The sequence below is a fragment of the Prevotella sp. P5-126 genome, assembly GCF_002251185.1.
In the GTDB taxonomy this organism is placed as follows: Bacteria; Bacteroidota; Bacteroidia; order Bacteroidales; family Bacteroidaceae; genus Prevotella.
Window position 1 is genome coordinate 18,513 of the sequence record NZ_NPIZ01000034.1, and the last position, 14,520, is coordinate 33,032.

General features: G+C 44.3%; 14 protein-coding genes. 12 read left to right on the forward strand and 2 right to left on the reverse strand.

The window, feature by feature from the left end:
• Positions 1-67 precede the first annotated feature (67 nt).
• From CIK90_RS02990 to CIK90_RS03045, 12 genes are all read left to right on the forward strand, one after another.
• On the forward strand, positions 68-1,411 hold the full coding sequence (locus CIK90_RS02990) for a Na(+)-translocating NADH-quinone reductase subunit A (RefSeq protein WP_094464322.1): 1,344 nt from the start codon (positions 68-70) through the stop codon (positions 1,409-1,411).
• A 10-nt stretch (positions 1,412-1,421) separates the two neighbouring features.
• Positions 1,422-2,576, forward strand: a complete 1,155-nt coding sequence (locus tag CIK90_RS02995) for an NADH:ubiquinone reductase (Na(+)-transporting) subunit B (RefSeq protein ID WP_094436217.1) — start codon at positions 1,422-1,424, stop codon at positions 2,574-2,576.
• Positions 2,577-2,596: 20 nt separating this feature from the next.
• Positions 2,597-3,274: an FMN-binding protein gene (locus CIK90_RS03000; RefSeq protein WP_094464323.1), complete on the forward strand. Its 678-nt coding sequence runs from the start codon at positions 2,597-2,599 to the stop codon at positions 3,272-3,274.
• Positions 3,275-3,279: 5 nt separating this feature from the next.
• Positions 3,280-3,903: an NADH:ubiquinone reductase (Na(+)-transporting) subunit D gene (locus CIK90_RS03005; RefSeq protein ID WP_094390222.1), complete on the forward strand. Its 624-nt coding sequence runs from the start codon at positions 3,280-3,282 to the stop codon at positions 3,901-3,903.
• Between the two features lie 3 nt (positions 3,904-3,906).
• On the forward strand, positions 3,907-4,533 hold the full coding sequence (nqrE, locus tag CIK90_RS03010; RefSeq protein WP_094390223.1) for an NADH:ubiquinone reductase (Na(+)-transporting) subunit E: 627 nt from the start codon (positions 3,907-3,909) through the stop codon (positions 4,531-4,533).
• A 21-nt stretch (positions 4,534-4,554) separates the two neighbouring features.
• Positions 4,555-5,823, forward strand: coding sequence for an NADH:ubiquinone reductase (Na(+)-transporting) subunit F (gene nqrF, locus CIK90_RS03015; protein ID WP_173815126.1), 1,269 nt, complete (start codon positions 4,555-4,557; stop codon positions 5,821-5,823).
• A 662-nt stretch (positions 5,824-6,485) separates the two neighbouring features.
• On the forward strand, positions 6,486-7,985 hold the full coding sequence (locus CIK90_RS03020; protein WP_094390225.1) for a 2-isopropylmalate synthase: 1,500 nt from the start codon (positions 6,486-6,488) through the stop codon (positions 7,983-7,985).
• Positions 7,982-9,358, forward strand: coding sequence for a 3-isopropylmalate dehydratase large subunit (gene leuC / locus CIK90_RS03025; protein ID WP_094390226.1), 1,377 nt, complete (start codon positions 7,982-7,984; stop codon positions 9,356-9,358). Before CIK90_RS03020 ends, leuC begins: the two co-directional genes overlap by 4 nt.
• A gap of 24 nt (positions 9,359-9,382) precedes the next feature.
• Positions 9,383-9,979 (forward strand): 3-isopropylmalate dehydratase small subunit, encoded by a 597-nt coding sequence (gene leuD / locus CIK90_RS03030; protein WP_094439609.1) that lies wholly within the window; start codon positions 9,383-9,385, stop codon positions 9,977-9,979.
• On the forward strand, positions 9,958-11,520 hold the full coding sequence (locus CIK90_RS03035) for an alpha-isopropylmalate synthase regulatory domain-containing protein (protein ID WP_094390228.1): 1,563 nt from the start codon (positions 9,958-9,960) through the stop codon (positions 11,518-11,520). Before leuD ends, CIK90_RS03035 begins: the two co-directional genes overlap by 22 nt.
• 13 nt (positions 11,521-11,533) lie before the next feature.
• Positions 11,534-12,595, forward strand: a complete 1,062-nt coding sequence (leuB, locus tag CIK90_RS03040; RefSeq protein WP_094390229.1) for a 3-isopropylmalate dehydrogenase — start codon at positions 11,534-11,536, stop codon at positions 12,593-12,595.
• The gene (locus CIK90_RS03045; RefSeq protein ID WP_144007209.1) at positions 12,565-13,269 is read left to right on the forward strand and encodes a tetratricopeptide repeat protein; all 705 of its coding nucleotides are present in this window, start codon (positions 12,565-12,567) and stop codon (positions 13,267-13,269) included. Before leuB ends, CIK90_RS03045 begins: the two co-directional genes overlap by 31 nt.
• 295 nt (positions 13,270-13,564) lie before the next feature.
• On the opposite strand, the gene rpmA is transcribed toward CIK90_RS03045, so the two are convergent.
• Together rpmA and rplU are read right to left on the reverse strand one after the other, a co-directional pair.
• Positions 13,565-13,822 carry a 50S ribosomal protein L27 gene (gene rpmA / locus CIK90_RS03050; RefSeq protein ID WP_094390231.1) on the reverse strand — a complete coding sequence of 86 codons (258 nt, stop codon included), beginning with the start codon at positions 13,820-13,822 and terminating at the stop codon, positions 13,565-13,567.
• A gap of 18 nt (positions 13,823-13,840) precedes the next feature.
• Complete coding sequence (gene rplU, locus CIK90_RS03055) at positions 13,841-14,158, reverse strand: 50S ribosomal protein L21 (protein WP_094390232.1); 318 nt, start codon at positions 14,156-14,158, stop codon at positions 13,841-13,843.
• Between the last annotated feature and the right edge of the window lie 362 nt (positions 14,159-14,520).

Sequence of the window (14,520 nt, forward strand, 5' to 3'; positions counted from 1 at the left end):
TTATTAGACCTATTTTTACTAATTTTGCAGTCATTATTAAAGCAACTATTCTCAAAAAGATAAACAAATGACAGATGTAATCAAGTTACGAAAAGGCTTGGACATTCACCTTCAAGGAAAAGCGGAAGGAAAAGTCATCCAGTTGAAATCCAACGGTCAGTATGGTATTGTCCCTGAAGATTTCGTGGGTGTCGTTCCTAAAGTGGTAGTACGCGAAGGCGATCATGTCAAGGCTGGGGATGCTTTGTTTGTAAACAAGCAGTATCCTGAAGTTAAATTCGCCTCACCCGTTAGCGGTACTGTTCGCGAAGTGGTGCGTGGTGAACGTAGAAAAGTGCTTTGCATCCGCGTGGAGGCAGACAAAGAGCAAGTATCGGTTGATTTCGGCATCAAGGATCCGTCGAAGATGGACGGAAAGGCTGTGGTAGAGGCTTTGCTTGAAGCAGGTCTCTTTGGTTATATCGACCAGTTGCCTTATGCTGTTTCAACCAATCCTACCGTTATGCCTAAGGCTATCTTCATTTCTACGCTTCGCGACAAACCCCTGTCGTGTGACTTTGAAGTAGAAGTGAAGGGGGAAGAGGAGGAGTTTCAGTTGGGACTTACAGCCCTTTCACGTATTGCCACCACACATGTGGGCTGCGGTAAGAACGCTTCGTTTATCGACAAATACAAAGATATCGAGACTCATGTCTTCGACGGTCCTTGTCCTGCCGGTAATGTGGGTGTGCAGGTCAACCACATCGATCCAGTCAACAAGGGTGAGGTGGTATGGACTGTAGATCCTACCGTCGTACTTTTCATCGGTCGTCTGTTGAAGACCGGCCGTGTTGATTTACATCGTTTGGTTGCCCTTTGTGGTAGCGAGGTAAAGAATCCTGCCTATGTTCGTATGAATGTGGGTGAAGAACTTTCCACACTCCTTTCCAACAGTTACGATTCCGACCATCATGTGCGTATTATCAATGGTAATGTGCTAACTGGATGTCCCACCACAAAAGAGGGATTCCTTGGTGCGCATAGTAGTGAGATTACCGTCATTCCAGAAGGTGATAATGCCGACGAGCTGGCAGGTTGGATCATGCCTCGTTTCGGACAGTTCAGTACCAGTCGCAGCTATTTCTCATGGCTCTGTCCTAAAAAGAAATATGCTCTCGACGCGCGTGTAAAGGGTGGTGAGCGTCACATGATTATGAGTGGTGAATACGATCGCGTGCTTCCTATGGACATCTACGGGGAATTTCTGATTAAGGCGATTATTGCTGGTGATATTGACCGTCAAGAGCAATTGGGTATTTATGAGGTAAGTCCTGAAGATTTTGCATTGGCTGAGTTTGTTGATTCTTCCAAGCTCGAACTGCAACGTATTGTTCGTGAAGGCTTAAATATTTTACGTAAAGAAAACGCATAACAATATTATTATGAGTGCATTAAGAAATTATCTCAATAAAGTTAAGCCTCATTTCGAACCCGATGGAAAGCTCCATGCCTTCCGTAGCGTGTTCGATGGATTTGAGACTTTCCTCTATGTGCCAAACACCACAGCACGCACGGGTGTGAACATCCATGATGCCATCGATTCTAAGCGCATCATGAGTATGGTGGTCATCGCCTTGTTGCCAGCTTTACTGTTTGGTATGTATAATGTGGGTTATCAAAACTATCTCGCCGCAGGAACCTTGGCAACAGCCAGTTTCCTTGAAATCTTTGTATATGGTGCCCTTGTGGTCCTTCCAAAGATTCTGGTGAGCTATATCGTCGGACTCGGTATAGAATTTGCCTGGGCACAATGGAAAGGTGAAGAAATCCAAGAAGGCTATCTCGTTAGCGGTATCCTCATCCCATTAATCATCCCTGTAGGCTGTCCCTTGTGGATGTTGGCGTTGGCATGTGCCTTTGCTGTTATCTTCTGCAAAGAGATTTTCGGAGGAACGGGTATGAACCTGTTCAACCCTGCTATTTCTGCCCGTATGTTCCTGTTCTTTGCTTATCCGTCAAAGATGACAGGTGATCAGGTGTGGATTGCACGTGACAGTATCTTCGGACTGGGTAACACTCTGCCTGACACCTTTACTGCAGCAACTCCGCTCGGTCAGATTGGCCAGGGGGTAACTCCAGATGCATCACTCCTTGATATGGCATTAGGTTTCATTCCCGGTAGTATCGGCGAAACATCTGTTGTCGCCATCGCTATTGGTGCGGTAATCCTACTGTGGGCTGGTATCGCTTCATGGAGAACCATGGTGAGTGTGTTTGTAGGAGGTGGCCTGATGGCATTACTCTTCCAGTCGCTCGGCATGACCCAGATGATGTGGTACGAACAGTTCCTGTTGGGTGGTTTCGCCTTTGGTGCTGTCTTCATGGCCACCGACCCTGTCACCTCATGTCGTACTGAAGGAGGTAAATACATCTACGGTTTCCTGATAGGAGCCATGGCTGTCATCATCCGTGTGATGAATGCCGGTTATCCGGAAGGTATGATGCTCGCCATCTTCTTCGGTAATATGATTGCTCCCACCATCGACCATTTCATCGTGGAGCGCAATGTCAGCAAGCGCATGAAACGTGCTAAGTAAAATCATTAAAGAGAAAACAAATGAGCAAATTAAATACAAACTCAAACACGTACATTATTATATATAGTACTGTGCTTGTTGTCATTGTGGCTTTTGTGCTGGCCTTTGTATTCAAGGCACTCAAACCCATGCAGGATGCTAATGTTGAGCTCGATGTGAAGAAACAGATTCTATATTCGCTCAACATCCGTAACCTTGATGGTGCAGAGGCAGAAGCCCGCTACAATGAGGTAGTGAAGGATGAGAAAGAAGACAACGGTCAGATATTCTACCAATGTGAAGTTGATGGCGAACCCATCCTCGTGGTCAGCATGAAAGGCATGGGACTGTGGGGCGGCATCAGTGGATATATTGCCCTTCACGGACAACCCACTACCGTTTATGGCGTTTATTTCAATCACGAAAGTGAAACAGCTGGTCTGGGAGCCGAAATCAAAGAATCTAAGGCTTGGCAGGAGAAATTCATCGGCAAGCGTGTCTTTGCCGACGAGAAAGGCCATGACGTAGCCCTCTCTATCGTGAAGAAGGTAGAAGACAGTTCCTGTCAGGTTGACGTGGTGACTGGTGCTACCTTGACCTCTGATGGTGTTGACGCCATGTTGAAAAAAGATTTGTTGGATGCTTGCAAGCGTGCAGACAAGCTCTTCGGAAAGCAGACTGTCACTCTTCCAAGTGATTCTGTTGAAGTAAAAGAGTAACAGCCATGTCATTATTCAGTAAACAAAACAAAGAGGTATTGACAAACCCCATCAGCCTTGACAACCCTATTCTCGGTCAGGTGCTTGGTATCTGTTCGGCTTTGGCCGTCACCTCACAACTCAAACCGGCCATTGTGATGGGTTTGGCCGTGACGGTAATTACCGCGTTTGCCAATGTGATTATTTCTATCATTCGCAACACCATTCCTACACGTATCCGTATCGTCGTGCAACTGGTAGTGGTGGCTGCCCTCGTGACTATCGTGTCACAGGTGCTTAAAGCATTTGCCTATGATGTTAGTGTAGAACTTAGCGTCTATGTCGGTCTGATTATCACCAACTGTATCCTCATGGGTCGCCTTGAGGCATTTGCCATGATGAACAAGCCCTGGCCTTCATTCCTTGACGGTGTGGGCAACGGATTGGGTTATGCCCTCATCCTTGTCATCGTGGGTGGTGTGCGTGAACTTCTTGGACGTGGTACTTTACTGGGTTTTCAGATCGTTCCACAGGCACTTTACGATGCTGGTTATGTCAACAACGGAATGATGACCATGCCTGCCATGGCTCTTATCCTTGTGGGCTGTGTTATCTGGATTCATCGTGCTTACTTTATAAAGGAGAAATAAGATATGGAACATGCAATAAGTTTATTCTTCCGGTCGATATTCGTAGATAATATGATATTCGCCTTCTTCCTCGGCATGTGTTCGTACCTTGCCGTGTCGAAGACTGTCAAAACATCTCTTGGTCTCGGACTTGCTGTTACCTTTGTACTTGTAGTTACCGTACCTGTCAACTATCTGTTGCAGACCTGCGTACTTGGTCCCAACTGTCTTGCCGAAGGTGTTGACCTGAGCTATCTGTCCTTCATCCTCTTCATTGCCGTCATTGCCGGTATTGTGCAGTTGGTAGAAATGGCTGTAGAACGCTTCAGTCCATCACTCTATTCTGCGCTGGGTATTTTCCTTCCGCTGATTGCGGTCAATTGTGCCATCATGGGTGCTTCGCTCTTCATGCAACAGCGTATTCTGCTCGATGCCACCAATTCACAAGCCATCACCAGCGTAGGTGATGCTGTGGTCTATGGACTTGGTTCTGGTATCGGTTGGACCTTGGCAATTGTTGCCTTGGGTGCTATCCGCGAGAAGATGCAATACAGCGACGTGCCTCGTCCCCTTCAGGGTCTCGGTATCGTCTTCATTACCGTAGGCCTGATGGCTATGGCGATGATGTGTTTCAGTGGACTCAATATTTAACTTTAGCAGACAAGTAACATTATGACAGAATTTATAGCATACAGTATAGGGGTGTTCCTCTTGGTAATCCTCCTGCTGGTAATTATTCTGCTTGTGGCCAAGAAATTCTTGAGTCCAAGCGGTAATGTCAACATTACTATTAATGGCGACCGTACCATTAACGTGCCACAAGGCAACAACCTGATGGCTACGCTCAACGAGAATGGTATCTTCCTGCCTTCTGCCTGTGGCGGTAAAGCCTCTTGCGGACAATGTAAGGTACAGGTTCTGGAAGGTGGTGGTGAGATTCTCGATAGCGAGAAACCTCATTTCACCCGAAAGGAAATCAAAAACCATTGGCGTCTGGGATGTCAATGTAAGGTGAAGGGTGACCTTAACATCCATGTTGACGAGAGCATCCTTGGTGTGAAGGAATATGAGTGCACCGTGATTTCAAATAAGAACGTTGCTACGTTTATCAAGGAATTTAAAGTGCAACTGCCTAAGGGTGCCCATATGGACTTCCTTCCAGGTTCTTACGCTCAAATCAAGATTCCTGCATTCGACTGCATCGACTACGACAAGGATTTCGACAAGGCGCTTATTGGTGATGAATATCTGCCGGCTTGGCAGAAGTTTGGTCTCTTCCCCTTGAAGTGTAAGAACCCCGAACCCACCATCCGTGCCTATTCTATGGCGAACTATCCTGCAGAAGGTGATGTCTTCATGTTGACCGTACGTATTGCAACTCCTCCATTCAAACCAGATCGCAGTGGATTTATGGATGTGAATCCAGGTATTGCTTCGTCTTACATCTTCTCTCTTAAACCAGGCGACAAGGTTATTATGAGTGGTCCTTTCGGTGATTTCCATCCACATTTCGACAGCAAGAAGGAAATGATATGGGTTGGCGGTGGTGCAGGTATGGCTCCGTTGCGTGCACAGATCATGCACATGACCAAAACATTGCACACTACCGATCGCGAGATGCATTATTTCTATGGCGCACGTGCACTCAACGAGGTGTTCTACCTCGACGATTTCCATGGACTGGAAAAGGAATTCCCCAACTTCCATTTCCATCTGGCTCTCGACCGCCCAGACCCAGCAGCCGATGCTGCTGGCGTGAAATACACCGCAGGATTCGTTCATCAGGTCATGTACAATACCTACCTGAAGGACCACGAGGCACCAGAGGATATTGAATACTACATGTGTGGTCCTGGTCCCATGTCGAAAGCCGTAGTGGCTATGCTCGATTCTCTGGGTGTAGAGTCTGAGAGCATCATGTACGATAACTTTGGTGGATAATGCAACAGACTGTTGCAGACATCTACTGTATAATCATCAATATCCGCAATGAGTATTCTCCATTGCGGATATTTTTTAGAATATGAAAATTAATATTTCGATGAGGTATTATTTGAGTTGAACACCTGGTCTCAGTCTTGAAATATGATATTATGTATGAATGACTGCTTTGAACCCGAAGACATCCCGAAGGCATCCCGAAGGTTTGAAAACTTGATATAATGTTCCCATGCTGTAAGAAAGGTGATTATATGAATCAACTCATGCATCATTCTGCACCATTCATCATCCACCTATTTCAATATAAAAGTTAGGGTAGGGTAACAGGTTGCAGTTTAATAGTTTTTTCACCACAATTACTTTCGTTTTGTTTGTCTTGTGTCGTATTTATCTTTGTTTTATTAGATTTTTAGATAAAAAAGTGATGGTTTATTTGGAGAATTAAACAAAAATGTGTAACTTTGCGGTCAAAATAGAAAACGATATGAATAGTATGAATCTACTTAGCGGTATTATTATTATCCGACTGCGCCAAACGGTTGGAAGTGGTAAGACGTGTATGTAGTTGAAATATGAAAATACAAAGGTGCCTTTCTCGCTTCCAACAGTGTGAAAGGCACTTTTTATTAAGAATTGAAAGAAATTAAACAACAAGAAAGAATATGAGTGACAGATTATTTATCTTCGACACAACCCTCCGCGATGGCGAGCAGGTTCCAGGATGTCAGTTGAACACCGTTGAAAAAATACAGGTGGCAAAAGCTCTTGAACAACTTGGAGTTGATGTGATTGAAGCAGGATTCCCCGTTAGCAGTCCAGGCGACTTCAATAGTGTGATTGAAATATCGAAAGCCGTGACATGGCCTACCATCTGTGCCCTAACACGTGCTGTGCAGAAAGATATTGATGTAGCTGCAGATGCATTGAAATATGCGAAACACAAGCGTATACATACTGGTATTGGTACATCGGACTCGCACATTAAATACAAATTTAATTCCACACGAGAAGAAATTATCGAACGTGGTGTGGCTGCTGTGAAATATGCAAAGAAATATGTAGAAGACGTAGAGTTCTACTGTGAAGATGCAGGACGCACCGAAAATGAATATCTGGCTCGCGTGGTAGAAGCTGTCATTAAAGCAGGTGCTACCGTGGTCAATATCCCAGACACGACGGGTTACTGTCTGCCTCAGGAGTATTTCGAGAAAATTAAGTACCTGAAAGAACATGTTGACGGTATTGACCGTGCTATTATCTCTACACATTGCCACAACGACTTAGGCATGGCAACAGCCAACACGCTTAGCGGTGTGTTGGGTGGTGCTCGACAGGTAGAGGTGACCATCAATGGAATTGGTGAACGAGCCGGAAATACTTCGCTCGAAGAAATTGCCATGATTCTGAAATGTCATAAAGGTCTGGATATCGAAACCAATATCAATACCACAAAGATCTATCCCACCAGTCGCATGGTATCGAGCTTGATGAACATGCCCGTACAACCCAACAAGGCCATTGTGGGTCGTAATGCTTTTGCTCATTCTAGCGGAATCCATCAGGATGGTGTGCTAAAAAACGTGCAGACCTATGAAATCATCAATCCCAAGGATGTGGGTATCGACGACAATGCTATCGTGCTGACCGCACGAAGTGGACGCGCAGCGTTGAAGCATCGTCTGAACGTGAATGGTGTGGAGGTTGATGAGCAGAAACTCGATAAAATTTATGAAAAGTTCCTGATTCTGGCCGATCAGAAGAAGGAGGTCAACGATGCCGATGTGCTCATGTTGGCTGGTGCCGATACCGCAGAGGCCCATGCTGTGAAACTCGATTTCTTGCAGGTAACCACAGGAAAGGGCGTCAAGAGTGTTGCCTCTATTGGACTTGACATCAGCAATCAGAAATTTGAAGCTGCTGCATCAGGCAACGGTCCTGTTGACGCTGCTATCAAGGCGCTGAAGAAAATCATTATGAAACAGATGACCTTGAAGGAGTTTACCATCCAGGCCATCTCAAAGGGATCCGATGATGTGGGCAAGGTTCACATGCAGGTGGAATATGAAGGAAGTATTTATTATGGATTCGGTGCCAACACTGATATCGTAACCGCTTCGGTTGAAGCATATATTGACTGTATAAACAAGTTTAAGAAGAAATGAACACACTTTTCGACAAAATTTGGGACAAACACGTAGTTCAGCAACTGCCTGATGGTCCAACACAACTTTATATCGACAGACTCTACTGCCATGAGGTGACCTCGCCACAGGCTTTTGACGGCATGCGTGCAAGAGGATTGAAATGTTTCCGTCCAGACCATATATATTGTATGCCAGACCATAACACACCAACACACGATCAGGATAAACCCATAGAAGATCCTGTTTCTGCAAAACAGGTAAGCACGTTGGCGCAGAATGCGAAGGAATTTGGTTTGACCCACTATGCCATGATGTCGAAAGACAATGGTATCATCCACGTTGTAGGTCCTGAGAAGGGACTCTCTCTGCCCGGAATGACTATTGTATGTGGAGACTCTCATACCTCTACACATGGTGCAATGGGAGCGGTAGCTTTCGGTATTGGAACATCGGAAGTGGAGATGGTAATGGCATCGGAATGTATTCTTCAGCAGAAACCTAAGTCTATGCGCATCAGTATTAATGGAAAACTGCAGAAAGGGGTAACCGCAAAAGATGTGGCACTCTATCTCATGAGCCAGCTTACTACTTCTGGTGCTACAGGTTATTTTGTAGAATATGCGGGAGATGTAGTAAAAAACCTCTCTATGGAAGGCCGACTGACACTCTGCAACCTGTCGATAGAGATGGGCGCACGTGGTGGATTTGTTGCACCTGACGAAACAACCTTCGAATACATCAAAGGTCGTGAGTTTGCACCTAAGGGTGAAGCATGGGACAAAGCTGTGGCTTATTGGAAAACGCTAAAAAGCGGTGATGACGCTGTTTTCGACAAGGAACTCGTATTCGACGCAAAAGATATAGAACCGCGCATTACCTATGGTACAAACCCAGGAATGGGAATCGGAATTACCGAAGCCATACCACAAGGTGAAGGCGCTGGATTCCAGAAATCACTCGATTATATGGGATTCAAAGCAGGAGAGAAACTCCTTGGCAAGGAAATAGACTATGTATTCCTTGGAGCTTGTACTAATGGTCGCATAGAAGACTTCAGAGCTTTCGCATCTATCGCCAAAGGACGTAAGAAATGTGAAAGGGTAGTGGCATGGCTCGTGCCAGGAAGTTGGGCCGTAGATCAGCAAATTCGCGAAGAAGGTATCGATAAGATTCTTGAAGAGGCAGGATTTGAAATCAGACAACCTGGATGTTCTGCCTGTCTGGCCATGAACGATGATAAAGTGCCTGCAGGAAAATACAGCGTATCTACATCAAACCGCAACTTTGAAGGACGACAGGGACCAGGTAGCCGTACCATACTCTGCTCACCATTGGTAGCAGCAGCTGCTGCCGTAACCGGTAAAATAACAGACCCTAGAGAGTTGCTTTAATCACGCATATCCAACATATTGAAAATGAAACAGAAATTCAACATCATAACATCTACCTGTGTGCCACTTCCTTTGGAAAATGTGGACACAGACCAAATTATTCCAGCACGCTTCCTCAAAGCCACTACCAGAGAAGAAAGTTTCTTTGGCGACAACCTTTTTCGCGACTGGAGGTATAACGCAGACGGAACGTTAAATAAAGATTTTGTGCTCAACAATCCTACCTACAGCGGATGCATACTCGTGGCAGGAAAAAACTTCGGTTCAGGTTCTAGTCGTGAACATGCTGCATGGGCCATCGCTGGATACGGATTCAGAGTGGTCATCAGCTCCTTTTTTGCTGACATCCACAAAAACAATGAGCTCAATAACTTCGTTCTCCCTGTAGTAGTCAGCGAAGACTTCTTGGCAGAACTCTTTGACAGCATTAAAAACAATCCCAAAACTGAAGTTGAGGTCAATTTGCCAGAACAAACCGTCACCAATAAGGCGACAGGACGACAGGAAACCTTTGATATTAACGGATATAAAAAACATTGTCTTGTCAATGGACTCGATGATATCGATTTTCTGATTCAAAACAAGGACAAAATCGAACAATGGGAACAGCAGAACGCATAAATGCCAATACAAGACAACTGCCAGTCATAGAAATCATGGACTCCACCCTAAGAGATGGAGAACAGACCAATGGCGTTTCATTCGTTCCTCATGAGAAACTTATGATAGCAAGAATGTTGCTGCATGGAGTTAATGTGGATCGTATTGAAGTGGCATCGGCTCGCGTATCAGAAGGCGAAAAAGAGGCGGTCAGCATGATTTGCAGATATGCAAGAAATATCGGTATGCTCGAACGTGTTGAAGTGTTAGGTTTTGTAGATGGCGGACTTTCTATTGACTGGATTAACGACTGTGGAGGAAAGGTCATCAACCTTTTAGCAAAAGGTTCGCTGAAACATTGCACACACCAACTGCGAAAATCTCCAGAAGAGCATCTTGAAGATATCAAGGCATCGCTGAAATATGCAGAAGAAAAAGGCATTGCTGTAAATCTCTATCTTGAAGACTGGTCAAATGGTATGAAAGATTCACCAGAGTATGTCTATCAGATCATGGACGCGCTCTGCAATAGTGGAATAAAAAGATTCCTGTTGCCTGATACATTGGGTGTGATGAATCCGCTTCAAGTCATTGAGTATTTCAGAAAGATGATAAAGAGATACCCACAATGCCATTTCGATTTCCATGCACATAATGACTACGATCTTGCAGTATCAAACTCGTTGGCTGCTGTACTCAGCGGGGCAAAGGGACTTCATGTTACCGTCAACGGACTCGGTGAGAGATGCGGAAACGCACCATTAGCAAGCGTACAGGCGATACTCAAAGACCAATTTCATGCCAGAACAAATATCAACGAAGAACAGCTCAACGGCATTAGTAGATTGGTGGAAGGATATAGCGGTATTGCTGTTGCTCCAAACCAACCCATCGTGGGAGAAAACGTCTTCACACAAGTGGCTGGAGTACATGCTGACGGTGACTCGAAAGACAAGCTCTACTATAATGATCTCGTACCAGAGAGATTCGGACGAAAAAGGGAATATGCGCTGGGAAAAAACAGCGGAAAGGCTAATATTGCCAGAAACCTCGAAGAACTGGGACTTGAACTCACACCAGAACAAACCAAGCGTGTGACACAACGTATTACAGAGCTTGGAGACAAAAAAGAGATTGTCACACAGGAAGACTTGCCGTACATCGTATCTGACGTACTGAAACACGATGCTCCGGAAGATAAGGTAAAACTCGTAAGCTATGTTGTATCTACAGCATACGGACTAAAACCAGGAGCCAATGTAAAAGTGGAAATCAATGGTAAACAATATGAAGCCGGTGCCACAGGAGACGGTCAGTACGATGCGTTTGTCAAGGCACTCAGATATATCTATAAGAAATATCTAGGCAGAACATTTCCATTGTTGGCTAACTATGCGGTTACGATACCGCCTGGAGGACGAACGGATGCACTCGTACAGACCGTCATTACATGGCAACATGGACAAGGTGTGTTAAGAACCAGAGGACTTGATGCCGACCAAACTGAAGCTGCTATTAAGGCAACCTTTAAAATGTTGAACATCATAGAAAACGAACAATAAAAACAATATCACAATGAAACTCAAAATCGCTGTATTACCCGGTGACGGTATCGGACCGGAAATTATGAAACAAGGTGTTGCGGTCATGGATGTCATTGCCGACAAATTCGGACATGAATTCACTTATCAAGAAGCACTCTGCGGAGCACATGCCATTGATGCTGTAGGCAATCCATATCCCGATGAAACACACGAAGTATGTATGAATGCTGACGCTGTGCTCTTTGCTGCAGTAGGCGACCTGAGATTTGATAACGACCCCACAGCAAAAGTGCGCCCAGAACAGGGACTCTTGGCTATGCGTAAAAAACTCGGACTCTTTGCCAATGTACGACCTGTTGCCACCTTCGATTGTCTGCTTCATAAAAGCCCACTAAAAGACGAATTACTTAAAGGTGCAGATTTCGTAGTTATCAGAGAGCTCACAGGAGGTATGTATTTCGGAGAGAAATATCAGGATAATGACAAGGCTTACGATACCGACATCTATACAAGACCTGAAATTGAGAGAATACTCAAAGTAGCTTTCGAAACAGCACAGAAACGTAGAAAGCACCTCACCGTTGTAGATAAAGCCAATGTGCTGGCAAGTTCACGACTCTGGAGACAGATTGCTAAGGAAATGGAACCCCAGTATCCTGATGTCAACACCGACTATATGTTTATCGATAACGCTTCAATGCGTGTGCTGACAGAACCACGCTTCTTCGATGTTGTCGTTACAGAAAATACATTTGGCGATATCCTTACAGATGAGACCAGTTGTATCACAGGATCTATGGGATTACAGCCATCTTCATCACTCGGTGAACATACACCACTCTTCGAACCTGTGCACGGCTCATGGCCACAGGCTGCAGGTAAAAACCTCGCCAATCCATTAGCAGAAATCCTATCGGCTGCAATGTTGCTTGAACATTTCGGACTCAACAAAGAAGGCGCATTGATACGAGAGGCTGTCAACGCATCGTTAGACGCCAATGTAAGAACCCCAGAAATTCAAGTTGAAGGTGGCAAGGCTTACGGAACAAAAGAAGTGGGAGCATGGATTGTAGATTATATCAAAAAAGCTTGATTATTACTCTATTGATGATTTGTTCGTCTGTGACTTTCTCACAGACGAACAATCAGCAATGGCGTGATTCACTCAATTCGCTAAACCGAAAGATTGAACTTTCTCCATATAATACCGATTTACACTTAAGAAAAGCTGCAGTCAATCTCGAACTGCAACAATGGGAATATGCCGTTGATGAATATACACTCATACTTCGGTACGAATCAAAAAACTTATCGGCTCTATATTATCGCGCATACGCGTACATGCATCTCAGACGCTATGATTTGGCAAAAAACGATTACGAAACCGTTCTTGCCAGCGTTCCTACTAATAAAGAAGCAAGACTTGGACTTGCTTATATGTTCCAGTCATCTGGAAGAAGAAAAGAGGCACTGGAACAACTAAATATTGTGGTAGAACAGCATCCGGAGGATCCGGAAGTGTATGTGGCACGAGCTTCTTATGAAGCAGAACTGAAACTATATGAAATAGCATTATACGACTGGGAAGAAGCGATTAAAAGAAAGCCTGCCAACATAGACTATGCGTTGTCGTATATTGACTTACTCATCATATCTGGCAAAAACAATCGAGCCAAAACTGAACTAGACAAATTGTCGGGTAGGGGAGTCGCAACTTCATTGCTCCATCCTTTCTATAATAGACTTAAAAAAGCAAAAAACAAGTAAGTTCACATTTTATAAATAAAACAATACAGGAACTCTACTCCATGGGTTCTTGTTTTTTTTTGTAGTCGCTCTTCTTCAACGGAATACTTGAATATTTATCGTTAGAATTATAAACCATTTGGGCAACAATATACCATCCCCCCACGTATCAGGGTAAAAGTGCATACGTTTGCAGCTTCATAAGGTTCGTAACCTTTAACCTCCACAGCCTTTAAAAAGTAGAAATCCCAAACCTCGTGAGAAGAGATTTGGGATTCTATTGTTTGTTTGGAGTATTTTTTTTTCTTGTTCGGCGTTATGCTTCGGGGATTACTGAAACAACGCTCTTGTCACGCTTTCCTTTGTGGAACTGAACAGTTCCGTCAACGAGAGCGAACAAAGTATCGTCCTTACCCATACCAACATTGTTGCCGGGGTTGTGCTTAGAGCCACGCTGGCGAACAATAATGTTGCCTGCAACAACCTTCTGGCCACCGAAAATCTTAATGCCGAGTCGCTGTGATGCAGACTCACGGCCGTTCTTAGAACTACCTACACCTTTTTTATGTGCCATTTCTTGTTCCTCCTACGTTTAAGCGATTACTGATTTAACTTCTACTTGAGTGAACTGCTGACGGTGACCGTTCTTTTTGCGAGAGTCCTTACGACGCTTCATCTTGAAAACGATAACCTTCTCACCCTTAACAAGGGGATTGATCACTTCACATACTACTTTAGCACCGCTTACGGTGGGTGCACCTACCTGTACTGAACCTTCTTTGTCGACAAGCAGTACCTTGTCAAACTCAACAGTCTTGCCGGCTTCAGCCTCTTTCATGTGGTTCACGAAGAGCTTTTTGCCTTCTTCGGCTTTGAACTGCTGACCGTTAATTTCTACAATTGCGTACATTATTTAAATGTTATAAACGGGTTTTTCCGACTGGCGCACAACACCGTGTTGTGACTTTACCGAGCCAAAACGGACTAAATCGGGCGCAAAGTTACGAATTTTTTATGAGACAACCAAATTTATAATAAAAAAAATAAAGCGATGACCCTCACAGGCAATCGCTTCAATCTTCAATAGGTATTAGCTCTCTTTTAAGGTAAAAAGATTGTTTTCAGGATAACTGATGCAAAGGTAATATATTTTTTTTAAAATCAAAAACATTTCTAAAGAATTTTTCAGAAGTATTATATTGTGTGCCCACACAATATATAAAAAAAACTATTATATATAACTTTCAAACGATAAATCTATGTTATATATTG

What these genes read in the sequence shown, in the direction of transcription:
- leuB (WP_094390229.1), top strand. Translation starts at nt 11,534, where the DNA reads ATGAAACTCAAAATCGCTGTATTACCCGGTGACGGTATCGGACCGGAA.
- CIK90_RS03045 (WP_144007209.1), top strand. Translation starts at nt 12,565, where the DNA reads ATGGATTGTAGATTATATCAAAAAAGCTTGATTATTACTCTATTGATG.
- nqrE (WP_094390223.1), top strand. Translation starts at nt 3,907, where the DNA reads ATGGAACATGCAATAAGTTTATTCTTCCGGTCGATATTCGTAGATAAT.
- CIK90_RS03000 (WP_094464323.1), top strand. Translation starts at nt 2,597, where the DNA reads ATGAGCAAATTAAATACAAACTCAAACACGTACATTATTATATATAGT.
- CIK90_RS03020 (WP_094390225.1), top strand. Translation starts at nt 6,486, where the DNA reads ATGAGTGACAGATTATTTATCTTCGACACAACCCTCCGCGATGGCGAG.
- leuC (WP_094390226.1), top strand. Translation starts at nt 7,982, where the DNA reads ATGAACACACTTTTCGACAAAATTTGGGACAAACACGTAGTTCAGCAA.
- leuD (WP_094439609.1), top strand. Translation starts at nt 9,383, where the DNA reads ATGAAACAGAAATTCAACATCATAACATCTACCTGTGTGCCACTTCCT.
- CIK90_RS03035 (WP_094390228.1), top strand. Translation starts at nt 9,958, where the DNA reads ATGGGAACAGCAGAACGCATAAATGCCAATACAAGACAACTGCCAGTC.
- rplU (WP_094390232.1), bottom strand. Translation starts at nt 14,158, where the DNA reads ATGTACGCAATTGTAGAAATTAACGGTCAGCAGTTCAAAGCCGAAGAA.
- nqrF (WP_173815126.1), top strand. Translation starts at nt 4,555, where the DNA reads ATGACAGAATTTATAGCATACAGTATAGGGGTGTTCCTCTTGGTAATC.
- CIK90_RS02990 (WP_094464322.1), top strand. Translation starts at nt 68, where the DNA reads ATGACAGATGTAATCAAGTTACGAAAAGGCTTGGACATTCACCTTCAA.
- rpmA (WP_094390231.1), bottom strand. Translation starts at nt 13,822, where the DNA reads ATGGCACATAAAAAAGGTGTAGGTAGTTCTAAGAACGGCCGTGAGTCT.
- CIK90_RS02995 (WP_094436217.1), top strand. Translation starts at nt 1,422, where the DNA reads ATGAGTGCATTAAGAAATTATCTCAATAAAGTTAAGCCTCATTTCGAA.
- CIK90_RS03005 (WP_094390222.1), top strand. Translation starts at nt 3,280, where the DNA reads ATGTCATTATTCAGTAAACAAAACAAAGAGGTATTGACAAACCCCATC.